Source organism: Chitinophaga agri, from assembly GCF_010093065.1.
Classification (GTDB): domain Bacteria; phylum Bacteroidota; class Bacteroidia; order Chitinophagales; family Chitinophagaceae; genus Chitinophaga; species Chitinophaga agri.
In genome coordinates, this window is the sequence record NZ_CP048113.1 from 2,143,860 (window position 1) to 2,169,954 (window position 26,095).

19 protein-coding genes are annotated in these 26,095 nt (G+C 46.9%); 4 read left to right on the forward strand and 15 right to left on the reverse strand.

The annotated features are described in order from the left end of the window. Nucleotides 1–18: 18 nt before the first annotated feature. The 8 genes from GWR21_RS08215 to GWR21_RS08250 all read right to left on the reverse strand — a co-directional run bounded on the left by GWR21_RS08215 (nt 19) and on the right by GWR21_RS08250 (nt 10,838). Nucleotides 19–3,396 (reverse strand): SusC/RagA family TonB-linked outer membrane protein, encoded by a 3,378-nt coding sequence (locus GWR21_RS08215; RefSeq protein WP_162331264.1) that lies wholly within the window; start codon nt 3,394–3,396, stop codon nt 19–21. Between the two features lie 94 nt (nt 3,397–3,490). Then, nucleotides 3,491–4,426 (reverse strand): FecR family protein, encoded by a 936-nt coding sequence (locus GWR21_RS08220; RefSeq protein WP_162331265.1) that lies wholly within the window; start codon nt 4,424–4,426, stop codon nt 3,491–3,493. 342 nt (nt 4,427–4,768) lie between these two features. Next, nucleotides 4,769–5,362, reverse strand: coding sequence for an RNA polymerase sigma factor (locus GWR21_RS08225; protein WP_162331266.1), 594 nt, complete (start codon nt 5,360–5,362; stop codon nt 4,769–4,771). A gap of 61 nt (nt 5,363–5,423) precedes the next feature. Continuing rightward, nucleotides 5,424–6,416, reverse strand: coding sequence for an MBL fold metallo-hydrolase (locus GWR21_RS08230; RefSeq protein WP_162331267.1), 993 nt, complete (start codon nt 6,414–6,416; stop codon nt 5,424–5,426). Nucleotides 6,417–6,461: 45 nt separating this feature from the next. Beyond that, nucleotides 6,462–7,532 carry a serine hydrolase domain-containing protein gene (locus GWR21_RS08235; RefSeq protein WP_162331268.1) on the reverse strand — a complete coding sequence of 357 codons (1,071 nt, stop codon included), beginning with the start codon at nt 7,530–7,532 and terminating at the stop codon, nt 6,462–6,464. A 10-nt stretch (nt 7,533–7,542) separates the two neighbouring features. Then, entirely contained in the window at nt 7,543–8,667 is a 1,125-nt protein-coding gene (locus GWR21_RS08240; RefSeq protein WP_162331269.1) for a lactonase family protein, read from the reverse strand. 163 nt (nt 8,668–8,830) lie between these two features. Beyond that, nucleotides 8,831–10,396 carry a M1 family metallopeptidase gene (locus tag GWR21_RS08245; RefSeq protein WP_238430260.1) on the reverse strand — a complete coding sequence of 522 codons (1,566 nt, stop codon included), beginning with the start codon at nt 10,394–10,396 and terminating at the stop codon, nt 8,831–8,833. A 19-nt stretch (nt 10,397–10,415) separates the two neighbouring features. Further along, nucleotides 10,416–10,838, reverse strand: a complete 423-nt coding sequence (locus tag GWR21_RS08250; RefSeq protein WP_162331270.1) for a secondary thiamine-phosphate synthase enzyme YjbQ — start codon at nt 10,836–10,838, stop codon at nt 10,416–10,418. Nucleotides 10,839–10,971: 133 nt separating this feature from the next. On the opposite strand from GWR21_RS08250, the gene GWR21_RS08255 reads away from it, so the two are divergent. Continuing rightward, nucleotides 10,972–11,817, forward strand: a complete 846-nt coding sequence (locus GWR21_RS08255; protein WP_162331271.1) for a universal stress protein — start codon at nt 10,972–10,974, stop codon at nt 11,815–11,817. 130 nt (nt 11,818–11,947) lie between these two features. Then, nucleotides 11,948–13,141, forward strand: a complete 1,194-nt coding sequence (locus tag GWR21_RS08260; RefSeq protein ID WP_162331272.1) for a PAS domain-containing protein — start codon at nt 11,948–11,950, stop codon at nt 13,139–13,141. A 67-nt stretch (nt 13,142–13,208) separates the two neighbouring features. On the opposite strand, the gene GWR21_RS08265 is transcribed toward GWR21_RS08260, so the two are convergent. After that, nucleotides 13,209–13,949, reverse strand: coding sequence for a metallophosphoesterase family protein (locus GWR21_RS08265; RefSeq protein WP_162331273.1), 741 nt, complete (start codon nt 13,947–13,949; stop codon nt 13,209–13,211). A gap of 1 nt (nt 13,950) precedes the next feature. Beyond that, nucleotides 13,951–14,694 (reverse strand): nucleotidyltransferase, encoded by a 744-nt coding sequence (locus GWR21_RS08270; protein ID WP_162331274.1) that lies wholly within the window; start codon nt 14,692–14,694, stop codon nt 13,951–13,953. Between the two features lie 179 nt (nt 14,695–14,873). Here GWR21_RS08270 and GWR21_RS08275 point away from each other — a divergent pair, with 179 nt between their 5' ends. Then, entirely contained in the window at nt 14,874–15,344 is a 471-nt protein-coding gene (locus tag GWR21_RS08275) for a hypothetical protein (protein ID WP_162331275.1), read from the forward strand. Between the two features lie 130 nt (nt 15,345–15,474). Here GWR21_RS08275 and GWR21_RS08280 read toward each other — a convergent pair whose 3' ends face one another. The 5 genes from GWR21_RS08280 to GWR21_RS08300 all read right to left on the reverse strand — a co-directional run bounded on the left by GWR21_RS08280 (nt 15,475) and on the right by GWR21_RS08300 (nt 21,578). After that, a complete protein-coding gene (locus GWR21_RS08280; protein WP_162331276.1) occupies nt 15,475–16,284 on the reverse strand; it encodes an alpha/beta hydrolase in 810 nt (269 codons plus the stop codon). A 144-nt stretch (nt 16,285–16,428) separates the two neighbouring features. Continuing rightward, nucleotides 16,429–17,388 (reverse strand): LytTR family DNA-binding domain-containing protein, encoded by a 960-nt coding sequence (locus GWR21_RS08285; RefSeq protein ID WP_162331277.1) that lies wholly within the window; start codon nt 17,386–17,388, stop codon nt 16,429–16,431. A gap of 99 nt (nt 17,389–17,487) precedes the next feature. Next, nucleotides 17,488–18,033, reverse strand: a complete 546-nt coding sequence (locus GWR21_RS08290) for a DUF4269 domain-containing protein (protein ID WP_162331278.1) — start codon at nt 18,031–18,033, stop codon at nt 17,488–17,490. Nucleotides 18,034–18,185: 152 nt separating this feature from the next. After that, nucleotides 18,186–19,064, reverse strand: a complete 879-nt coding sequence (locus tag GWR21_RS08295; RefSeq protein WP_162331279.1) for an ATP-grasp domain-containing protein — start codon at nt 19,062–19,064, stop codon at nt 18,186–18,188. A 24-nt stretch (nt 19,065–19,088) separates the two neighbouring features. After that, nucleotides 19,089–21,578, reverse strand: coding sequence for a glycoside hydrolase family 95 protein (locus GWR21_RS08300; protein WP_162331280.1), 2,490 nt, complete (start codon nt 21,576–21,578; stop codon nt 19,089–19,091). Nucleotides 21,579–22,014: 436 nt separating this feature from the next. On the opposite strand from GWR21_RS08300, the gene GWR21_RS08305 reads away from it, so the two are divergent. After that, entirely contained in the window at nt 22,015–26,094 is a 4,080-nt protein-coding gene (locus tag GWR21_RS08305) for a hybrid sensor histidine kinase/response regulator transcription factor (protein WP_202929069.1), read from the forward strand. Nucleotide 26,095 lies beyond the last annotated feature (1 nt).

The following is a 26,095-nucleotide window of genomic DNA, read 5'->3' on the forward strand; positions in this document are numbered from 1 at the left end:
GATCAGTTGCTTGTAACGTTAGAATTTCAGATTCATACCCACGGAGATCGTTCTGATATTTGGATAGGAAGACCCATTATCCGTGTTCAGCTCAGGATCCCACAGTTTGAACTTGCTGAAGGTAAACAGGTTGATTCCCTGCACATATACCGATGCGGCACGTAAGCCCGTTCTGCTCATCAATGTTGCCGGGAAATTATAAGCCAGCTGCGCTGATTTAAGACGCATGAAACTTACATCCTTGATCCACCAGGAACTGGCCTGTGTGTTATTATTGTTCTCCGCTTCGCCATATGCCAGTCTGGGATAGAATGCATTCGGATCGGGATTATCCACAGTCCATCTGTCTGTAGCGATCGCATATGCATTGGTCACACCGCCACCACCATTGAACGGTATGATCGCTGACCCTCTCAGCATCCTGTCTGCATCAGCAACACCCTGGAATAATAAACCGAAACTGAAGCCCTTATAACCCAGGTCAAATCCAAAGCCATACACGGTACTGGGTACATCACCACGACCGATCTTTGCCACGTCGTAACTATTGATGATACCATCATTGTTCAGGTCTTTGTATTTAATATCTCCCGGTTTCACTTTAGATTTATCTCCCGGTACAGCACTCTTATTCACTTCATCTTCGCTGGCAAATAATCCATCTGCGATATATCCGTAGCGGGCCAGTACATTGTTACCTCTGTGTTCCATCCATGGGTAGTTCTGTGGCGGACGGTCATCTTCGACCAGCCTGTCTTTGGTATAGGTGATGTTACCCCTCAGTTTCACATCCACCTGCCCGAAACGTGTATCGTATACCAATGATGCATCGAAACCTTTATTATCTACAATACCCAGATTCGCATACGGCTGGTTTTCCAGTCCCATAAAATCCACGCTCGAAGCACGTTGCAGGAAGATACCGGTACGATGCTCCCTGAACAGGTCTACAATCACCGACAGCTGATCATTCAGCGTACGGAACTCGATACCCAGATCCTGCTTGTTAGATACTGACCATTTTACATTCGTAGCATAACGGTTGATGTTAATACCACCTACAAATGTTGGCACCTGGCCATACTTATAAGCATCATTGTAAGTACCCAGATTAGTGATATACAGAAACCTGTCGCCCGCACTACCCAGACCGGTATTACCATTGGAGTAACGGAATTTCAGAAAGGTGATCGCTTTCTTCAGCGGCTCAAAGAACTTCTCTTCTGACGCGATCCAGCCTATACCTACTGCCGGGAAGAAACCAAAACGGTTGCCTGGTGCAAATAGCTCAGAACCATTGTAACCAGCATTGAGTTCCAGGAAATATTTATCTGAATAAGAATACGTCACCCTACCTGCCAGCCCCAGCGACCGCTCAGGAATAGAGCTAATGAAATCACCCGCCAGTGCATTCGTTCTGTCACTGGAATAGAACAGGGCCAGTCCACCTACGCGGTGTTTACCATAGCTTCTGTCATAGTTCAATGATGCTTCCGTATAGAAACGACGGCTGGTCTGCCTGTTGTTTGGACTATTATCAAATCCCAGGTACTGGTTACCGGTATATGTTTTTACCAGGTTCAGTGAGCCATCCGGTTTGTATGGATTCGTCATGTCTGGATAGTAGGTATCTTCTCTCTTGGAGCGGATGATATAGTTCTGGTTGTAGGAGTCAAACGCAAACATCACACTGGCTTTCAGGCCACGTGTTAAGCCATCGAGGTCCTGTGTACCTCTGATGTTGGAATACAATTGATTGCGGAACTCGTTCGTATAACCTCTTCTGGTGAGGTCTGCATATGGGTTACGAAAGCCTCCGTTGGATGACTGACCAGGTACAAATCCACCCGGATACATAACAGGGTATGCTACAGGAGCAGCATCCATGGCACTCTGGAAGATATCACCAGAAGAGATACCCGGATAGTTGCCGTTAGAAAAATATCCCTGCAGTCCCACATCCAGTTTGGTTGTTTTAGTTACACGCAGGTTCAGATTAGAGGTAAAATTATACCTGTTATATTTCATGGATGAATTATAGTTCGCCAGTTCGTCGGTCTTCATAAAACCTGACTCATTGTAATAACCCAGCGATACATAATATTGTGCATTCTCCACACCACCACTGGCATTGAGATTCGTACTGCGGGTATGACCATACTTATTGAACACTGCATCCATCCAGTCTACGTTCGGATACAGCAGCGGATCTTTACCATCGATAGTATGCTGGATGTATTCTTCTGTATATTTTGGATGCTGATTTCGGGTGGTCAGTGCTTCATTTGCGAGACGCATATAAGAGATACCGTCCAGCATTTTCGGACGACGGGTAAACGTATTTACACCCTCATTATAGTCCAGATAGATCTGCGGTTTGCCGATCTTACCAGTTTTGGTTTTGATGAGGATCACGCCATTTGCACCACGTACGCCATATACAGCAGTACCTGCCGCATCTTTTAGCACTGTAAACGATTCCACATCTTCCGGGGAAATGTTGTTGATAGAACGTTCTACCCCATCTACCAATACCAGCGGACCAGAATTATTACCATTCCCGAAAGTAGAGATGCCACGTATCCATAGGTCGGCGCTACCTCTTCCGGGCTCACCGGAACGCTGTACACCTACCACACCGGCGATACGTCCTGCCAGCATGGTGCTGATATTGGCAGTAGGTTGTTTGAACTCTGCCGGCTTGATCTCTGACTGTGCTCCTACCAGGCTCACTCTGCGCTGTGTGCCAAAACCAACTACTGCTACTTCACCCAGTGACTGACTGGCCACCTTCATACGCACCTGCAGATTCGTTTGTGTACCCACAGTCACTGTAGCTGTTTCGTAACCAATGAAGCTGAACCCGATCACGGCTTCACGCGATTGCACAATGAGTTTAAACTTACCGTCAACGCCGGTGGAAGTCATAGTAGTAGAACCGCGTACGGCTACGCTGACACCCGGCATCGGGCTACCGGCTTCGTCGGTTACCACGCCTGATACGATGATATCTTCACGGTCAGTTCTGATGTGAGCTACCGCGATATTTTCATCTGCACGGCTGATGACAACTATATTATTCACCTCTCCAAAACCCAGTTGCTTGTTACGTAGCAGCTGTTCCAGCACTACGTCGAGTCTTTGGTTAGAGAAAGAACAATCCGGTATTGAAATAGATCTTAACAGTTGTTTGTCGTACGCAAACGTAACTTTCGTGGAAGAATGCAGTTCCTGTATAGCTGCATCCAGTGATCCGCTTTTAAGCCGGATGGTAACATTAGTTTCTTTCAGGATCTGTCCCTTCCCTGCGTAGGCTGGCAGAATGAGAGACACGCTGAGTAACACGAAGACGATGGACAAAGCCCGTCTTCTGAAGGTCGTGGCAATTTTTTTCATACGTAGTTTAGTCGTTAGAGTGTTACAGTAGTTGGCGCCACCTCACAGTGGTTGCATATAGTTTTTTGGCGTGATAATGCCTGTTCTGTTGGTTTTATTCATATAATAGTACCTCGTGGCCGGTCACTTTTATTTTCAGACGATGAATGGCAGCCAGTACTTCCGCGGCTTTCACAGGTTCCATCGTGGCAGACAGTTCTGTGGTATATCTGGTATCGCGGATACGCTGCACCTGGGTGGTCACCGTAATACCGAAGTTCTTCTGCATCAGTACCACCATATCATTAAAGGAAACATCATTTAACACAAGAGTCCCCTGCTGCCATTCCAGCATATTACGATCCAGGGTTTCCAGGTACGTACTGTCCTTTTTTCGGTCATAGGTCAGAGCCTGGTCCTTTATCAGCGTAGCCGCTTTTCCGCTTTCCCGGGCTACACTTACCTTTCCTTGCGTTACTGCGACACTTACACGGTTCAGGGAAGCATAGGCAGAAATATTAAAAGAGGTACCTAATACCGTCGTCGTCAGCGGGCCGCTCTGCACGATAAACGGTATTGCTGGGTCGCCTTTGACATCAAAGAACACCTCCCCGTCCACGATGTCCAGTTTTCTTTCCCGGGTCATATCAGCAGGAATACGGACGGTAGAACCGGCGTTCAGGAGCAAACGTGAACCATCAGTCAGCTGAATGGTCTTTTTCTCTCCTATAGCGGTAGAAATAGTGGTGTACGGGGAATCCACCGCCTTCCTGGTCAGCAGGTAAGCAGTGATGCTGCCGGCAAGCAATAACGCTACAGCGGCCGCGGCAGCCAGGTTCCTTTTGGGATAGTGGACTTTCCGGATATGTATCTCGGGTTGTATAGTCCTCCATATCTCCAGGCGAAGGTTTTCCTCTTCCTGGGAACTTAACGTGTTTACTGGCTCATTATCAAAGGATTCGTACCAATATTCAATAACCGTGGATTCTTTCTCCTTTGCCTGGCCCAACAGGTATTGACGGAGGATACGTTTCAGTTTCTCAGTTTGCAAAATGTGGACGTTTTAATAGCTTATCCGGAAAAAGAGGGTTTGGTACTAGTCTCCAGGAAAATATTTTTTCGGGGATGCTTCCGGAACATGTCCACCGTTTCGCCGTCGCTAGTTCGTCGCTTGTTCGTCGCTTGTACCTTCACTATATAGGCATACCTGTCCGGGTACCATTTCTGGTACCCGGACAGCGCTGATCACATCTTATATGTGGTTTGTTCTGTTCTCGATCTAATTGTGCTGGTAGGGCGTTGATCTTATTTTAACAACGTAAGATGAACGCAGTACCAGCACAGTTAGTGCCGATACTGATAAATGAAAGGACCGCGAGCCATTAAAGGGTAATTATTTAACCTGGCAGAAGAGGTAGGCTACCAGGAACACCCACTCCCCGGAAGAACGCTCCTTCAACGAGTTGCGTACCCGGCGAAGGGCGTCAGTTAGTTGGTTCTTAACCGTTTGTTCGGAGATATTAAGCCTTCTGGCGATTTCGGCTATAGAGAGGTCTTCTTCCCGGCTCATCCGGAAGATTTCCTGCATACGCGCAGGCAGCTGGCCGACGGCGGCGGCTATATTAGCCGACAATTCCTTTGTTTCCAGCAGGTCATTGGTCTCCTGGCTGTCCAGTATATCAAAAAAGGACAATTTCTTAATTTCAGCCGTGCTAAAGGCATAGTGACTGATCACCCGGTACTTGATAGCGGCGTGCAGGTATTTGGTAAATTCCCCCTCCTTAAATGACGGTATCTCCTGACGTCTGCGCCAGAGACTAAGCATTACTTCCTGTACGAGGTCCTTGGCATCATCGGGATCTACACGCTGGCAAGCCCTGGTATACAATGATTTCCAATAACGGTTGTACAGGATCTCGAAAGCAGCGGTATCATCTTCTTTTAGCAGCTGCAACAACTCCACGTCACTGATATGCGTTTCGAACATCTTGAACTTCGTGAGCCGTAAAGAAAATGCGAAATATGCAAGAAAACAAATGAATGCCTGCTCATATCGGTAATTTTTCTCCAATTGCCCTATGTTCCAGCTTTCCATGGATCGACCCCTGCCGTTCCAGCTGTAACAGGTGAGCAATAGGATCTCCGACTGGCTCATCCGCGAGGTCAAAAGTGCCGTAGTGCATAGGGATCATCACACGGGCGTGCATATCATTAAAGGCACGTACCGCATTCACAGGAGATACATGGCTTTGTGCCATGAACCATTCCGGCTTGTACGCTCCAATGCCAATGATGCAATAATCTATTACTGGAAACAGGCGGCCCACATCTGCAAAATGACCACCATAGCCTGAATCCGCCGCAAAGTAAATCGTCTTTCCGCCGCCCTGCAATACAAAAGCACCCCACAACTGACTATTCTCATCCCTGAGTCCTCTTTTTGTCCAGTGCCTGGCTGGCAGATAATACACACGGATACGATCATCCGTCTGATACTGTTGATACCAGCCAGCTGTCTGGATCTTTTCACTATGGGTAAGTTTATGCAGCAGTCCCTCCATTTTCAGTCCGGTGAGATAAATGGCCTGCGAATTGTTTGCCGACACCAGTGCCAGACTACGCCGGTCGCAATGGTCCAGGTGATTGTGGGAGATCAGGACATAATGCAGCCCTTTAATGTGGGAAGGGTCAATCGGAAATGGTGCGACCCTTTTTACCATCGTCACATTGTAGAACACCGGGTCGATCAGTATGTTAACACCTGCCAGCCGGATAAAGAATGACGCATGTCCCAGCCATACGATACAATCTTCCTGGCTATGGAGAAAATCTTCGTTATGGTCAATAGCAGGCTGCCATACTTCCGCCTTCTTCTCAGCCCGCTGCGGATTGCGTGACAACTTCCATTTCAACACATCTGTCAGCGAGTAAAGATGCGGATACTCATAGTTTGCAAACCGGCCTTTATCATCAACTGGCGTCCCTTTCCATTCAAATGGTAATTGCATGCCGGCCAATGCCGGATTTGAAACATATTCCATAACTGATATTGATTCGTATCAGCCAAATATACGCTTTCGCCGTAGTTATCTGCCATAACGCAGAGAGAGCTCTTTCAGCAATACTGCAATACCTTCCTGTGTCTCAGCAGTAGCCGCATTGGTAAAGACCACATATGCCCGGTCGGCTTCCCTGATGACCTGCACTTTAGTGATGAATGCACCTGCATTCCCTTCGTTGGTGGCAATATGATGCCCGGTGACCTCATCGATGTTGCCGAACCAACCATAGGAAAATACCGGCATGCCAAACAGCAGTTGCTCAAATGTCTTCTGCGGCAGCAGGTTGCTCTTTCCTTTCAACCCTTTTAATTGTAACTGAATAAAACGGGTATATTCATCCAGTCGTACATTAATATTTCCTGCCGCCAGCAGCCAGTTCATCTTGTAACTCTCTGCTGGTGGTAAAGGACGCAGGTCGGCGTCATGCCCCCACGGCTGGAGTGTATCTTTTAGATTAGGATAATCAAACCGGAAATCGATCTGTAACTGTTTTCCCAGGTCATTCACCAGTTCTTTATAGGACTTTCCTGATGCTTTTTCCAGCATCAGTCCGGCCACAATATAGTCCACGTTGGAAGGTGTCAATCCGTTGTTAGTCTTCATCGGCTCCTGCGTCAGGAAGTCGGCCGCCAGCTGCATACGCTGCTGTGCATAGTTGCCATGCAGGTCTTCAAATGCAGGTTTAGGTGTATTGTAGGTGTATCCCTGTAATTTCCCCCTGAAAGTAAGGAGGTTAGCCAGTGTAACAGTATCGTAGACATAACGGGTGCGCCATCTCAGTTCGGGGAAGAGCGACAGGATGGTTGTGTTCCACTGGATCTTCTTTTCCTTCACCAGCTGAGCCGCAATAAAAGCGGTGATGGCCTTGGTATTGGAACCGATATGAAATCTATCATCTGATTTGACTGTATAACTGGTATTAAAACGCTGCACACCGGTGGTATGGCAGACCAACACACTGTCAGAAGAAATAACGGCGAAGCCGAGAGCGGGAATACGGTACTGCTGCCGAATACTATCGGCGAAGGTTTCAACAGACTGGGCACGGATGCTGCCTGTCGTAAACAGCAACAGCAGCGGTAATAAAAGTTTCATGGGAAAGGGATCAGTTGGTATATGTTTTTATCTGTAAACTGGACGGACCGGTCATTTGCACCCTGACACCGGTATAGGTCAGTAAACCTGTCTGCTTGTTCCTGCGGAATACAATGACGTCTCCGCTGATCTGGTTAGCAACGATCAGGAACTGGCCGGTAGGATCAATAAGGAAATTACGCGGATGATCACCTAATGTAGACTGGTATGCCACAAATGTAAGGCGCCCGTCAGGCTGAATACGATAGATAGCAATATTATTTTCTTCACCGCGGTTGGAAGCATAAAGAAATAATCCATCGGGGGAAATATGTATGTCGGCACTGTTATAATAACTGCGTGGTCGATCGTCGTGTGTCAGGATACGCTGCAGGCTGTCCAGTCGTCCATCCTGATAGCGGTAGATAGATATCGCACCGGCCATTTCTTCGATACAATACGCGAACTGTCCATTGGGATGGAATGTAAAATGCCTGGGGCCACTCCCGGGCGTTGCGCGTATAAAACTGTCTTCCCGTAACGCCTGGTCAGCGGTTGCATCAAAGCGGTAACGCCTGATCTTATCAGCGCCCAGATCGGTAGCGAAAACATATTTATAATCCGGTGAGAAGACGGTTGAATGTATATGTGCGCTTTTCTGTCTGTCTGTAATGCTACTATCCTTTATATAAAAAACGGTCACAGACGGGCTAATCCCTCCGTCTGCCAGCAATGGATGTATAGCCATACTACTGCCTGTATAGTTCCCGTTTACCAGCCAGTGACCCGTCTTATCGATAGCAAGGTATACAGGATTATCTCCCCCGCTACCCTGTTTACTAAGGAATCTGATCTTCTGTTGTTTGCTGTCAAATGCATAACTGCTGACAGTACCCATACCCGCCGTCCTGGTTTCGCTACAAGCGTAGATGTATTGACCATCATGTGAGAGAATAAGATAAGAGGGATTCAGCATGCCTGCGAATGTGCAGGCCGGTTGCAGCTGGCCGCTCTGCATATCCATACTGTAGACATAGATACCATCTTTCTCTTTGGCGTCATTATAGGAGCCGACAAATAAATAGGTTTGCTGGGCATAGCCAGTCATATCGAGAAGCATTGCCAGTAACAGCAGTAGGGAGGATCGTTTTAACAAGGTAATGAAGTACTTTATGGGTCAGGAATTGAAATGCCCGACAAAGATACTGTTTGTCTTATTCCATTTGCAGACTTTTTGCCGGATTTACGACAGCAGCTTTAATTGACAGTAGGAACAACACCGGTATGATGGCTGAAACAATACCGGTGCTGTCAGGTGATCATTTCCAGTCGTCTTTGATCAGCAGGTTGATCTCCGGATCTATCTGTATCTCTTCTGCACCAGGTACACGCACGACCGTGATACGGTCTTTGATGGTGATATGCTGTAATGCTGAACTGCCGGTTGCTTTAAACTCCAGAGGGAACGTAAACAGGCTATCCTGTTTCTGCTCTATGATCATGGTATGAGGTTCGGTCCCTTTGCGCACAGACACTATTGGCATGCCAGGCGTATACAGCCATTGCTGAAAGAAGGTACCGAGATCCTGGCCGCTGGCTTTTTCCATTTCCCGCTTAAAGTCCTGGGTATTGGCATTACGGCCGTTATAGGCAGCGAAATAGGCGCGGATACCTTTCCAGAAAGCAGTATCGCCTACCTGACGGCGTAACATGTGCAGTATCCAGCTTCCTTTCTGGTAACTGTTAGCGTTCAGCAGCTGCATGTACCCACCCTGGCGGGAAGTATCTATAACAGGTGTGTGTCTGCGCGCAGCAAAGCTGACTATCTTTTTACGATCAGTGCGGAGTTCCTCCTTCAATGTATCAGTACCGTACTTGTGCTCCATATACACCAGTGTCATGTACGTCGCAAATCCTTCGCTCAGCCATACGTGCTCCCAGCTGGATTCCGTCACAGCATCACCGAACCATTGGTGTGCTACTTCATGTGCGATCAACTCTTCTATGAATTTTGATCCGACAGATCCCTCCTCATAGAAAATAGTACTGGCATTCTCCATCCCTCCAAACATCGTCTTAGACTGTACATTAGCGAGCTTTTTATAGGCATAAGGTCCGATCTTGTCTATGAAAAACTGTAGTATTTCCACGGCTTTGGCATAATCCTGAAAGCCTTGTACCTTATTTTCGGGGAATACATAACTGTATACAGGAATATCTGTTACATCGCCGGAATGATCTACAGCGAAATCCGCTACGCCTACTGCGAATACTTTGGTAGGCAATACAACGGTTTCTGCATAGCGGGTCCTTTTCAGTTGTCCGGGTAGTGTAGTCTCTTCCTTCTTAAGACCGTTGGCGATCACAGTATAGTGAGCAGGCGCTACGACGGTAAATTCAACAGTGGCCTTATCGGAAGGATGATCAATAGAAGGCAGCCAATAGTGTGCACGGTTAGGCCAGTTATCAGTGAAGAAGGTGCGTTTGCCAAACTTATTGGTAGAAATGATCATCCCGTTTGCAGGGATACCACTGTAGGCTATACGGTAGGTATGTATCTCTCCCTTCTTCGCGCGGACTGTCAGACGTACACTTTCACTATGCTGTTTAAAAGGCACCTTCACTTTTCCTTCAGTCACAGCCGATATAGCCATGCCTGTGTCTCTGGAGGAACGGCCGACGAGATCAAGGGAGAGCTCAGGGACATCCTGGGTAAAACGTACAGTGATGGCCGTAACAGCACTGATCTTATCAGTCTGATCATTTAAGGTCAGGAATATGTTATAATGTTGTACATCGGCCCTGACATCCTGTGCCATGGTTAAGCCGCCTGTTCCCAGCAACAAAAATATGGCGGGTAACAACTTGCTGTATATATTCATCATGCTATAAATATCTTTTTTATTATTCTCCCCAAAGTGTGATCACGAGCCTCCTGTTACCGCCGGCGTTGCGGTGTTCACACAAATAAATACCCTGCCAGGTACCAAGTGCAAAATTACCGTTACGGACGGGGATCATTACTGAACTACCCAGCATGGCTGCTTTCAGGTGCGCAGGCATATCGTCGGAGCCTTCATAGTCATGTGCGTAGTCAGGATCATTCTCGGGTACGGCTTTGTTAAAATACATTTCAAAATCCTGTCGTACTGTCGGGTCAGCATTCTCATTAATGGTGAGGGAGGCCGAAGTATGCTGGATAAAGACCTGGCACATGCCTGTTTTGATCTCCCTGAGCTGCGGAATGGCCTGCAGCACCTCTGTGGTGATCAGGTGAAATCCTCTTCTTCTTTCCCGTAAAAGCAATGTTTCCTGGTATATCTTCATAATCTGCACTTTATTTACGCTGCGATAAAATAGCCTGGGAGGCGCCTTTAGCCGGAACCACAGACACCAGCATATTTTTTTCTGATTTAAGCAGGACAAACTTAACTTAGTATAAGAGAAAAATGAAATCGTTATGAAAACATTACTGATTCCCGTTGATTTCTCCGCTACCTCAGACAACGCCGTGAATTTTGCCATCGAATGGACGAGGGCATACGGATACAACCGGATCATCCTGCTCAAAACCTTTTACGATACAGTATTCGACCATATAGTGGTCTCCGCTGAATATGCACCAGTAAGCCCTCATTACATGGCCAGAGAGCGGGAACAGGCTGCAACCCGCATGGAAGACCTTTCCCGGGAAATATCCCTGAAAACGCGCGGTGTGGATGTTATCGCCATGGTCAGCGAGGCACCCCTGTTACGGGCTATCATGGAAGTGGTCCGTGAAGAATCGCCTGAGATGATCATATTGGGCAGTGACAACTACCGCTATTCCAGCGGCAGCTTTATTGCCGGTAACCTGATCTCTATCGCAAAAGCCAGTCCTGTCCGGGTACTGATCGTACCATCCACCTACACATATAAACCGGTAGAGAACATCCTGGTGCCTTGTGACTACAACATGCTGGATTCCCTGAACAAAGTGAGAACACTGGAGATCCCACGCCAGTGGAAAAACAGTAAACTACTGGTACTCAATGTAGATCACAAGGAAAGATATCTCAATCCGGACGACCAGTTGAAAGCGGCCGAGCAGCATATACATGAAAGACTACAAAATTACCCGCACGAGATCTGCTACAGCAACGATAAAAATATCATCAATGGTATTCTGAGTTTCATCCAGCAGCGTCATATACAACTGATCATTTCATTACCAGGTAAACACAGCTTCCTTTATTATCTGACCCATAAAAGCATTTCCGACGCGATCTGTCGCAATGCCCAGGAACCCGTGCTTATATTGAAATAGTCCCCCCCTGATTTCAGGTATTTTCCTTAAAAACAGCAACTCATTTGTCTAATTGTTAATATGTATATTTAATTAATTCGTTATCTTTTCGCCCGAATAAACCATTATGCCTACAGGAAACCGATCATTTATGGAAAAAGGCTTCACCCTCCGTGCCTTGTTGCTCGGGAGTGAACGTGAGTTTTCCTTCGGGCACCGGATATTCAATATGACCTGTGTGATCACAATGGTCATTCTCTCCACCTTCATTTGTGTCAATCTCCTCATCCATGAAATGCAGGCTGCACTGCTGGTCAGCGGGTTGTTTTGTTTGCAGGTGTTCTACTACATACTCTCGCGTAAATTCAGGCACTACCGGAGGATCATCGTCTGGTATGTCATATCGGTTTACAGTGGTCTGATTTGCAATTATTACCTGAATGCCGGCATTGACGGTCCGAGTCTGCTGTTATTTTATACCACCTTTCAGCTGGCACTGAATGTCACCTCCAGAAAACGATATATCCTGTGGATGATCTTAAGCTTGCTGATCCCGGCTGGACTGATCTTTACAGAATTCTATTTCCAGGGGTCGGTGGGTGGCTTCTACGAAAGTAAAACGGCCAAAACGATCGACCTGTTTGGTTGTTATGCACTAGCACTCGTTTATATCTTCTTTGCCAGCTACAGCTTCAGAAAAGAACTGGACGTGCAGCATGAAAGGGAGAAAAGATCCGGGGCGGAGCTCATGGAATACGGCATCAGGTTACAGGCGTTCTTTGAAAGTCTGTCGGATACATTTATCCTGCTGGACAAAGAGATGAAGATCATCTACTTTAACAAAGCAGCACTTGATCTTTCCATCGCAGAATATGGCAGGAAAATAGAACCCGAGCTGGCCATTGATCAATTCGTGCACGAATCGAATAAAATGTCTTTTTATCATGGGTTCAATACGGCGCTCAATGGAGAACCGATCACCATCGATTTCCGCAGGGAATATTCCGTAAAAGAAACCTGGTGGCAGATCACGTTCAATCCTGCGCGTAATGAGCGGGATGAGATCATCGGCGTTACTACCGTCATGAAGGATATTACGGACGCCTACCTGTACCGGCTCAGGATCGAACGTAAGAACGATCTGCTGGAAAAGATCGCATTTATACAGGCGCATGAGCTACGTGGTCCGCTGACCTCCGTACAGGGCCTTATAGAGCTGATTAAGGACGAATATCGTGAAATGGACCTGGTATACACTAAAAAGCTGGAAGAGGGGTTAAACAGGCTGGATGTAAAGATAAAAGAGATCATTGCACTCTCCTCTGACAGAAATGATATGACATAAAAGACCGGCATATAGCAGGCCTCTTTGCTCTACAGACCGTTTGTTATCTCCGGGAAGTTAGATATAATTATACCTCCAGTATATAGTAAGGCATCTCATAACCGGCTTTTACAAGGACAGGCTTTGCCACGTTGTATACGCGTACGCCACCTGTCAATGTACCTTCCAGCGTCCCCATATGTGCATGACCATGAAAGACCGCAGTTACCTCCCGGCGGGTGAGCGGTTCTGCCAGTCTGGATGAACCCAGAAAAGGGAAAATAGCTTCCGGTTCTCCTTTAACAGTTTCCTGGGTAGGTGAATAGTGTAATACAGCGATCTTCTTTAAATGTTCATGCTGCTGATCTATTCTGGCCAGGGCGCGGTCCAGATGTAACGCTTCATCTACTGCCTCCTGTACGAAGGCCTTCATGGCATCTTCTCCGAACATCGATAACATGAAGTTATCAAAACCACCACCGAAGCCTTTAACACCAGCAAATCCAACATCGTTGATGACGACCGCTTCCCCGTCGAGAATATGTACATTTTCATTTTGCAATGTTTGCCGGATTAATTTCTGCCTGCCTTTTTCATAGTCGTGATTACCTAACACAGCCACTACAGGTATTGTACATGCTTTCAGTTCATCAGCCAGGATCTTTGCCTCGTTCTCATCTCCTGTATTAGTAAGGTCACCACAGATCAGCAGGACATCCGCGTTACCTGAAACATGTTTAAAATAGTCAGTCCATTTGTTCTTGTCCATATCTGTAACATGAATATCAGCTACAGCAGCAATCCTTACTTTCTTGTTTTCAGCATCCATATCAAACCGTTTTTATAGTCATCCCCTTATAGTGCCAGTCGGTAACATCGACCGCATATTGTGTCTGATCTATGAGCGGACCTCTGCATACCTTTTCAACACATGCAGGCAGGTCGTACTGTTCATGCGCACGTTTCATCAGTTCATCAAACAACCAGCGCGGTACAATATCCGCATAGTCGGAAGGATAAACGAACTGGAAGTTCAGTATTTGTGACAGGAGCAGGTGCCAGTGTGGATCGAGCCGGTGTAGCAATCTTTGCCAGTCCAGCTGTTTCCCATAACGTAAGAACACGTGATTCACATCCGCACCATCAAAGCGTTCCCTGTTCTGTATAAAGACCTTACTCCATATCATCTCTTCCGCTCCTATGAGCTTCACGGCATGGTCCATCACTACTGCTTCAGTAGCATGTGCATACCAGCTCTCATCTACCACACAGATGTTGTTCGTACTACTAAAGATGATATCAATGTAATAATCATCTTTAAATACTTTTGCCAGCCATCTTACATCGGTTAATTCTATCTGGTAACCATGCGAAGAGAACAGTTTCAGTATCTCGGTATACTGCGTTGGCATACAGAAAATATCCAGGTCTTTTGTATCCCTGTAAAGTCCTGTATAACTGAACAGGGCAAATCCGCCCCCCAGCATAAAATCAAGCTTGCTTTCTACCAGCAGCCCTAATGCTTCCCGGTAGAACAGCTGTGCAACGTCTTTTTGTTCTTCTGTCATCATCATACCTGACATGCCTAAAAAACTGTGCCGTTGGACAGTGTAAGCAGTCTTATCAGCGGAAAAGCTTTTCTTGTAACGCTTGACGCGAAACATACCCTATACACCTGTAGCAAATAGTTTTCCTGATCTGTGAAGATTTCACCCCATTTATTATATCTTGGAGCAAACATTAATATCTCACCATGAAATGGATTCCACTTCTCGCAATGGCAGTGACATTGCTGACATCCTGTGACAACAAGACAACTTCACCCGCTGCGGCAGCAGGTGAAAGATCTCCTGTTTCCGGCACCTGGAAATTGATCAATGCCAAGCGGATCGAGAAAGGTGATACGACGATCACTGGTCCTGTAGAAGGACAGGAAACTATCAAGATCTTTAACGATAGCTATTTTGCATTTTTTACACATGACCTGCAGCATGGTGCAGACACGGCAAAAGCGGTGTATGGCTCAGGTAGTGGTACCTATACGCTGGTGGGCGATACGTATAACGAACATCTGGAGTATTGCAGCGCGCGGGGATGGGAGAACAAGGATTTTTCTTTCAGGATGACATATGGTAAGGATACGATCGTACAGACAGGCGTAGAGAAAATTGACAGCCTGAACATCGATCACGTGATCGTGGAAACATATGTACGGATACGTTAATCCTGCATTCACATACAGTAAAAGCCCCCGGGACATCAGACTTTACCGGGGGCTTTTTCATGTTTATGCGTATTCTTCAGATTAGCTTAATAGGTCATTGGCAATAGCATGTGCATCCCAGCCAATTTGTTCAATGAGCAGCGTCAAGCAGTTGCTGAATGTGACGCATATATTCGTCGGCATTTGTTTTCATCGCCGCCAGATGTGCGCCACTATAAACATATAAGGTTTTGGCTGCCGGAGCAGCATTATATACTGTTTCCACCTGCTCATATGGCACCTCCCTATCCTCTTTTGAATGCACAAACAATACAGGGGCTTTTATAAACGTGATATCTGTTTTGGCGGCATAGGGTACGGTCAGGAACTGCCTGATCATGTCTTTTTGCTCAGCCGGGGCATAGGCGGCTGCCAGATCAGTAAAAGAGCTCACCGTACCGTCCAGTATCAGGGCCGTGACCTTTGCCCCGTTATCCCTTGCCAGCTTTACAGCTACCTGTGTGCCAACGGAGGCGCCAAATAGTAGCAGCTTTGTTCCCTTCACCTCTTTTCTTTCCAGCAAATAATCCAGTACCCGCTGTCCATCAGCTGCGATATTAATATGAGACGGCTTACCGGTACTTTTACCATATCCCCGGAAGTCGATCATGAATACCTGAAAGCCGGCGAGTACCAGCGGCTTTATCATGTATTGGTAGGAAGTCACATTCCCCCCTGCTCCGTGAAAGAATAATATAGTGGCTTTAGGACTCCCTGCAGGTGTGATAAATAGTCCGTTCAGGATAACAGAATCGACAGGCAGGTTAACTTCTTCTACCCGCAGGGAGGAGTCAAGGGGTTTCCAGGTTTTGTTAGGGAAATAGAATTTATCATCAAACTGTGCTTTCAGGAATTGAGAGATCAGCAATAAAACGGTGAGCAGAAAGAAGCCTTTTTTCATGTCGTTATACTTTTATACACGTCCCGGGTTATCCGGCACTGATGTAAAAGTAGCAGGAAGCCGGAAATGTTTTTTCCAGAAGTGGCCAACTGCACAGGGTTTGGGGCGAATTGCACAATTTGGGAGCAATGGTATACCTCCCACCTAGCTCACAGGGGTGGACAGCACTGCCGGACGATTGGCAAGGCGCTCTCTAAGCGTTGCATTCAGACTCCGGGATACAGGAACAGTGTCTGGCAGTCCGGCTATATGTAGCCGGTATCCCTGTGCTGTGCCACTAACCCCGGTTACAAGGGACAGGTTCACAATAGCCGTTCTGTGGCAACGCCAGAAGTTAGGATGGGCTGCCACGACCTCAGTTACTTTCTGCAGACTGGTACGGATCAAAATTTGACTTAGCTCCTGACTATCAATATAAAAGAGACGGACATAATTGTCGGCAGAGGTAACAGCCAGCAGGTCAGCCGGTGCTACTGATACCGTATCCTTCCCATTCTCAGCTATAAAAGACAATGTTGGTGTAACGGGAATGGCGATCGTCTCTTCAACAGGTAACGGAGGCGCTGCCTGGATCACCTGATTGATAGCCACGGCTTTGTGACGATAACGGCGTAACAGGCGAGCCTGGTTAATAATGACACTGGTAGTAGCCGGGGCGGTCCCGATCACTGCCGTATACATCACCATGAGGAAGGCCTCCTTCCAGGAATAATGCCACTGCCCCGTCAGCATCATCACGCCTATGTTAGTCAGGGCAATCGCCACAATAATGACTACTGTCCATAAAGACTCCCTCGCTATTGTCCAGCGCTCCTCACTAAAATAGCCCGGAAATGCTTTGAACAGCACACCATAATAAACACTTACGACCGCAAATACGGTAGCTGCCCCCTCGAGACTACCCAAAAAGGCAGATATTAATGCGGCGTCTGCTGATCCACCCAATATGGCAGAAAGCGTATCACGCTGACCATTAAACGGCCGCAGAAAGAATAAAAACAGGAAAACAGCCACACTGAGCAAGATGGTCATGACCCATTGTCTGCGACGGGTGTCAGGTAATGGGTAAGGGCGGCTGAACAAAACGACAATTTTCTCGATCATGGATGCTACATAAGATTTGGACGCACATGATAATTAAATTTTTGCACATGTCAGGCAGGCTAACTATGAGAACGTCCTGCATCGGTGGATAAACGGGATCTATGGGCACGCTATCGCTTCCAGTTTCAGCAACTCCAGATAAGGATCTCCTTCAATACCCAGCAGTATACAAAATGCAGGCTCTGTTTTATAGCCTTCTTTTTTTAAACGAATCACTTCCTGTCGTAAAGGGTCTCCGTGCTGTTGTAGTAACCAGTGTTCAATCACCATATGCCGGTACCCCATCTGTTCGCGCACAGGAATCGCCTGTGCAAAGATTTCGATAGGGTAACCTCCTTTATTAAAATTAGCCACTACACAAGCGTGACCATATATTTCTGATTCACTGACTGAAAAATTTGCCTCGTCACTGAACAGCGCCGTAACGGTCTGTTTAAATACCACGCTGTCTGTAAATGAACAAAGGATGTCCAGGTCACTTCCGGGTACATCAACCGCAATAGGGATTGTCCCCGCCAGCACAGGAGAATAGGCAGACAATAATTCCAGTATATAACTATCCTTCAATAGAGAAAACACTTCCTGTTGCGCAGGTGTGCCGTGCTGCAGATAATCGATACTGAAAAAATCTATAGTGCTGTTCATGTAGTTTGCCTCTATTTTATGTTAAATGTCTGTATTAAAATGATAGGATAGAAGGTATTAACTACAACAAATATACAGAAATACTACCCGCTGAAATGCAGCAGCCAGACTGCTAATAACAGTCTGGCTGCCCGTATTCATGCATAATATGTTCACTTAAGTACCTTATCCAACGCTGTTATATACCTGGCAAAACTCTCCTCATCAAACGCCGTATACAACAATGGCTCTATCAGCTCCAGTTCCATCAGCATCAGCTTACCATCCGCCAATACACCGTCTACTCTGGTATACAACGCACCGCCCGCGAAACGACGCACCAGTTCAGTCGCTTTTCCAATCACTGCCGGCGCCGGCGTTACCGCATGAATACTCGCCCCATATTGGGGCTGTACCCTGAAGTCACCGGCTTTCGGCTTTTTCACGATCGTATGACTATATGCCCCTCCAAAGAACAGCATAGACCACTCACCTTCATGAATCTCATTCATAAAAGGCTGTGCAATGAATGCTTCCTTCGGCAATAATTCCTTTAACGGATGATGATGCAGATCCGTCTCTCCTGCCACGAGGGTGAATGTATTCTTCGAGCCACCACTGACACAGGGCTTAACAATGATCTTCTCTGCCCCTAGTCTGTCGAACAGTTCAACCAGATCAGTGATGGTATCTTTTTCGAGGAACACAGAAGGAATAATATCAAACCCTGCATCTGCGATCTCTTGCAGATAGTGTTTATCTGCATTCCATAACACCATTTCCGCAGGATTCAGCAACTGCACTCCTGCCCTGGCCAGTTTATGCAGCCATGCCCTGAACTCATTCAACCGGTTGTGATAATCATAAGGCGATTTCAGTATCACCACTTCGTAATTCGTCCAGTCTGTGTTTTCATCTTTCCAGTCCTCTGCCGTGGCCTCCCATCCTGCTGCTGTCAATGTATGCAGCAGTTTACGATCTTCCGTCTTCGCCATATCAAACAGATTGGCCGGGTCTTCACATATTAACGCTAATCGCTTCTTATCTGACATGCTATGTTATTTTCAAGCTGTTGTTTATTCTGCTGCCAGCAAAGTGTACACACCACCCGCTACTGTTTTCAGCGCATACGGGTAGCCCGCTGACGGATCCTTTGGTTTCATTGGTGCCAGTTGCGCGTTAGCAGAGTCCTTCAGTCTGTTCTTCGCCAACAGGTAACAGGTACCGGCCTTCTTTGCATAAATCGTCACACGTACAAGCTTCCCTTCTTTCCAGCTCATATCGATGGTATGTGCGCCGAAAGCTTTCAAACCTTTTACATCCCCCGTCGCCCAGGCGTCCGGTAATGCAGGCAGCAACCTTATCATACCACTCTGTCCGTTCAGTAACATTTGCGCCATACCTGACGTACCACCAAAATTACCATCTATCTGGAACGGGGGATGCGCACAGAATAGATTCGCATAGGTACCACCCGCGTTATGCATATCCACGGCACCTTTACCCGTCAGTGTCAGCAGTTCACGCAGCAGTTTATAGGCATGGTTACCGTCTTCCAGTCTTGCCCATGTATTGATCTTCCAGGCTTTACTCCATCCGGTGCCACCATCGCCCCTGATCTCCAGTGTGCGTTTGGCAGCATTCGCCAGTTCCGGCGTGGCTGATGGAGAGATCTGATCACCCGGGAATAAGCCATAAAGGTGGGATATATGACGATGTTCTACCTCTCCGGAAGGCCAGTCTGTAGACCATTCCTGCAGACTACCATCTTTTCCCACCTTAAATGGATACAGGCGGTCAGCAGCGACCTGCAGAGAGTCCCTTAGCCCGTTATCGATCTTCAGCACTTCTCCGGCTTTGATCACATTGGTGAACAATTCGCGGATAATAGTCATGTCCATCGTACTGCCAACAGATACGGATTCCTGTGTGCCATTCGCCAGTAAAAATTTGTTCTCCGGAGAAGTGGCTGGTGCCGTTACCAGATAACCGGAAGCAGGATCTTTTACCAGCCAGTCCAGACTGAAGAGCGCAGCCGATCTCATAATAGGATAAGCGGTATCTCTCAGGAACTGCTCATCACCGGTATAGCAGTAATGCTGCCAGAGGAACTGACATAACCAGTTACCTCCCATCATCCAGTTTGCCCATTGCGGGTCTCCTTTACCTTTATCACCCACCGGATTAGCTATGGCCCATATGTCTGTATTATGATGGGCAACCCAACCTCTTGCCTTATAGAATTCCTGTGCTGTATAGGTACCGGTTACAGATAATTCTTTCAATAGTTTGTACAACGGACGCTGCATTTCACTCAGATTGCAGACTTCCGCCGGCCAGTAGTTCATTTGTGTATTGATGTTAATGGTATAGTTAGAGCTCCACGGAGCGCGCAGCTCTTTATTCCATACGCCCTGCAGATTAGCCGGAGCTGCCAGGGTGCGTGAACAGGATATCAGCAGATAACGGCCGAACTGAAAATACATGCTTTCCAATGTAAGGTCCTTACCACCTGCAGTATAACGACGAAGTCTTTCATCAGTGGGCAGGGCTGACCGATCCTCACCGGTCAGGTGCAAAGATACCCTGTTAAAATATTGCTGATAATCCTGCATATGACGTTTCAGCAGATGCGTATATGACAATACAGCTGCTTTCTTCATCTGTCCACCAGCAATTGCCTTCTCATCGAGTCCTTCACTATCCGGACATTTATCATATCCATTGAAGCTGGTCGCCGCTGTCAGCAATAAAATGGCTTCCGTGGCATTGTTTACTGTAATACCCGTCGCATCTGTTGTGACTTTGCCATCGGGGCTGATCACCCGCATACGCAGTTCGTAACGCATACCATTACAACTGCCTGGCGCTTCGTATTTGATTGGCTCCTTATTATAATTCACATAACTTGGATCAGCTTGAGAAGGCGCCTTTCCCCTCATGACAATTTCCTTCGCACCGGTCACTGTATTCTGAAAGTGTAGCTGACTGGAAGGATCTGCCTTAAAACTGAGGGCGCCTTTTTTGCTGGCCTTCAGTCTGATAACAATCACCTGATCGGGTGCGGAGATAAACATTTCGCGGGAGTAGTTCACGCCCCCGCTGGTGAAACGGGTGGTCGCAGTAGCGTCGGCAATATTCAGGTCACGATAATACTGCGATACCACTGTATCTGTCAGCTGCTGATGAATACGGATATCTCCCAGCGGAAGGAATGACTGAGAATAAACACCCTGCATTTTACGCAGGATACTATCTGCTTCATGATATTTTTCCTGGAACAATGCTGCTCTGATAGCAGGCAGGTGACTCGCCGCTTCCGGGTTTACACTTTTACTAACCGGACCTCCTGACCACAATGTCGCTTCATTCAGCTGGATTAATTCATCCTTCGTGCCTCCGAATACCATTGCTCCCATCCGGCCATTACCTAATGGAAGTGCCTGAGACCATTCGACTGCTGGTTCCTTGTACCATAGCTTTAACGTTTTACCTGTCTGCTGTGCGCGTAACTGACCTGCTGCCAGCGCGAGTATCAGCGATAAAGAGAGACCTGTCTTTTTCATATCGTGAAAGAAATAAAATTATCCGTTAATAAGCAAGTTTAGCCTTTTTAGCGGGTGAATGCAAACGATTGCGCAAAAAAAGAGAACAAAACCTTGGTTATCACTTAGCGGGGCATTACATTTGTTGTGTCATCATATATTACCGGGAACAGGTGAAGTTGACCCTAACAAAGTGAGCAAAGTGAACAGGGTCCCGGCTTATAGCTGATCAGCCAAAGAAACATTAGCAGAACATCCGACATAATTACATTATATTCAGTTAAAATAATATTAAGCATAGATAGCTAAACTTTTTATGGACCTGAGTACCATAACGTGGAATTTTAGCACAAAGGTCGAATTCTTTCGACCTTTCTTTTTTTATTTACGGCAGAGGTTCTATATTGTAGGATCGACATTTAATTGAAGACATCTAATATCCGCGTTAATTACAAAAGTGATCAAACGACAATTCATTTTATTGCTGCTGGTGTGTTTGCCAATGCTGCTGAGAGGACAAAGCATTTCTTCACAGTACCAATTAACCCGGATAGATCTGACACAGGGACTTTCCAGCAACCAGATCAACTGCATTCTCAAAGACAGTCAGGGCTTTATGTGGTTCGGTACTGTATCTGGTCTGAATCGTTTTGATGGTTATAATTTAAAAGTTTTCCGGCAGGCACTCAGTGACACTACATCTATATCTGATAACTTCATCACCAACCTGATGGAAGGCCCGGAGGGACTACTCTGGATCACGCATCGCAACGGACAGAATATCTACCATCCCGAAAATGGTACATTTCAGCGCAACGTACGCACTACACTCCAGCAATACGGCATACCGGGTGATTCCGTGAGCCAGATCATGAAAGACAACACCGGTACTTACTGGTTTGTTATGCCAAAGAACGGCCTGTTCACCTACAACCCAACGACACACCACACAAAAAAGATCGCACTGAATGGTAACGCTGCTGCTGCCGTTGCACAGGATCATACCGGTCATATCTGGATATTGCATACAAATGGGTATCTCGAGCAGCTGGATGCGCGTACACGCCTTTCAATGTTCCACACGACGCTGCCTGAACAGAACGGCCGTAGTAGTCAGCAGGACTATCAGATGATGGCGGATGCTGATGGGGATCTATGGATATTTAGTAATACCGATGTACAGGGCGTCTACTATTTTAATCAGCGTACGGCCTCCTTTACACACTATAATCAGAACACCGGGACGCTGCGGCTCAATAATAATATTGTACGTGGTGTTGTACAGGATAATCAGGGCCTGATCTGGATAGGAACGGATCATGGTGGAATTAATATTATTGATAAAGACAGACAAACAATTGAATATCTCGTCAGCAATGGTGAAAATCCTAAGAGCCTGAGTCAAAATAGCATCAATGCGCTCTATCGTGACAACACAGGTATTATATGGATAGGTACTTATAAAAAGGGGATCTGCTATTATCATGAGAATATCGTCAAGTTCCCGCTTTATCAGCATGAACTATTCACTGCCAACAGTCTCCCCTACGATGATGTGAACCGGTTCGCAGAAGATACAAAAGGTAACCTGTGGATAGGCACCAATGGTGGAGGCCTTATTTATTACGACCGCAGCCGCAATACCTATAAACAATATTTACACGATCCATCTAATTCAAATTCCCCCAGTGGGAATGTTATTGTCAGTCTGTGGATAGACCAGCAGCAGAAACTCTGGATCGGTTCGTATTTCGGTGGACTGGATTGCTTTGACGGCTCCCGTTTTATCCACTATAAACATGATGCAGCCGATCCTGCCAGTCTGAGTGACAACAGCGTATGGGAAATATTTGAAGACAGCCAAAAAAGACTGTGGGTAGGTACACTCGGCGGAGGGCTCAATATACTTGACCGCGCTACCGGCCACTTTATCCATTACCCCAATGGTGCACCTAATTCTATCCGATCCCCCTATGTCTCGTCATTGCTGGAAGATAAAGCCGGCAATATCTGGATCGGTACTGCCGACGGATTAGACATCATGAACAATGCGGGTAAATTTTCTCATTACAGCAGCATTGACAAACAAGCCGGAGGGCTCAGTAACCGCAATGTGATCTGCCTCTATGAAGACAGCCGTGGATTGATATGGGTAGGCACCCGTGAGGGGTTGAATGTCTATGATCCTGTAACCCGGCAAATTAACATACTCCGAAAAGAAGATGGTCTTCCCGATAATACAATCCTCAACATTCTTGAAGACAGTGACAGCACATTATGGATAAGTACGACCAATGGCATCACAAATCTCAAGCTATTGCAACGCACGCCCACCTATAAGATCAGCTGCAAACACTACGATGAGTCAGACGGTCTTCAGGGCAGGGAGTTCAATGAAAATGCAGCGCTCAAAACACGTAAGGGAGAGTTTATCTTCGGCGGTGGTAATGGGTTCAATATCTTCAATCCACACCTGATAGCCATCAATACCACGATTCCGCCGGTAGTCCTGACCGATTTCCAGATCTTCAACAAAAGCATGGAACCTGGTGAGCAGATCAATGGCCGTGTATTACTGACACAGTCCATTACCGGCACACGACATATCACACTGAAATACAGGGAAAACGTCTTCTCCATCGCATTCGCAGCACTGAACTATTTCCATCCGGAAAAAAACCAGTATGCCTATATGCTGGAAGGCTTCAATAATGATTGGCTCACGGCCGATGGTACCTTACGCAAAGCGACTTACACCAATCTTGATCCGGGGGAATATACCTTCCGCGTCAAGGCATCCAATAACGATGGCATATGGACACCGGCACCACTGGAACTACACATTACCATCCTCCCTCCTTTCTGGAAAACACCACTGGCATTTATCCTTTATGTACTGCTGATCATTGGTGCACTGATCCTGGCCAGAAGGGTTGTACTGGAAAGAGAAAGACTGCGCTCCCGCATTGAACAGGAAAAACAGGAAGCGCAACGTGTCCATGAACTGGACGCCTTAAAGATCCGCTTCTTCACCAACATCAGCCATGAATTCAGGACACCTTTAAGCCTGATCATCACGCCGCTGGAAAAAATCCTGGGGAAAGGTGTAGAGGCGAATATCCAGCAACAGCTGGTGCTCGTACAACGCAATGCCCGGCGGCTGCTGAATCTGGTGAACCAGCTGCTGGACTTTCGTAAAATGGAGGTGCAGGAGATCAAGCTGCACGCCAGCGAGGGGGAAATTGTTTCCTTCATTAAAGAACTGACCACCTCTTTCTCCGATCTTTCGGAAAAGAAACAGATACACCTGGACTTCCATAGCAGCGTCAGGGAACTGCATATGCTGTATGATCCAGACAAAATAGAAAAGATCATTTTCAATCTGCTGAGCAATGCTTTTAAATTCACGCCTGAACAGGGCAATATTTCTGTGGATATGCAGCTGCAACATGGTAATACGCTGGCCATTATGGTAAAGGATAACGGTATCGGCATACCAGCAGATCAACAGGAACGTATCTTCGAAAGATTCTTTCAGCATGACATTCCCGGCTCACTGGTGAATCAGGGAAGCGGTATTGGCCTGAGCATCACACGTGAATTTGTCAAACTACATGGTGGTACGATCACCGTGGATAGCACTCCTGACATGGGTAGCACGTTCTCTATCCTGTTGCCGGTTAAGGGACTGACCACCCAGCCAGTCACCCTTGCACCTGTCAGCACCAATATACTGCCAGCAACAGCACTTACCACTGCCCATACGCCCGCTCCCTACACTGGTAAAAAGCCAGTCCTGCTGTTAATTGAAGACAGTGAAGACTTCCGGTTCTATCTGAAGGACAACCTGGGCATGCATTTTCATATCATTGATGCCCCTAATGGGAAACTGGGCTGGGAGATCCTGCAACAAACCATCCCTAATCTAATTGTCAGTGATGTCAATATGCCGGAGATGGATGGCCTGGAACTCTGCCGGCGCATACGGCAAACCCAGCGTTTAGCACACCTGCCCGTCATTCTCCTGACTGCCCGCGCAGCCGAAGAAGATCAGCTGGAGGCACTTGATAACGGCGCCACAGACTATATCACCAAACCATTCAACTATGAGGTGCTCCTGTCCCGCATCCGGAACATTATATCGCAACAGGTATCATTGAAAAAGACTTTCCAGCAGCATATTGAAGCGCATCCCGAGGAAATAGCCATTTCGTCACAGGATGAACGCTTCCTTCAACAAGCCCTGCAGATCGTAGAGAAGAACATCTCTAACCCTGATTTCTCCGTAGAGGAACTGAGCCGGGAACTGCATATGAGTCGCGTGTCGGCCTATAAAAAACTGTTGTCCATCACCGGGAAGACTCCCCTGGAATTTATTCGCTCTATCCGTCTGAAAAGGGCGGCGCAGTTATTGGGTAAGAGTCAGCTTACGGTAGCTGAAGTAGCTTATGAAGTAGGATTCAATAATCCTAAGTATTTTGCAAAGTATTTTAAACTGGAATTCGGCGTTTTGCCTTCAGCCTATAAGAACACTTAAA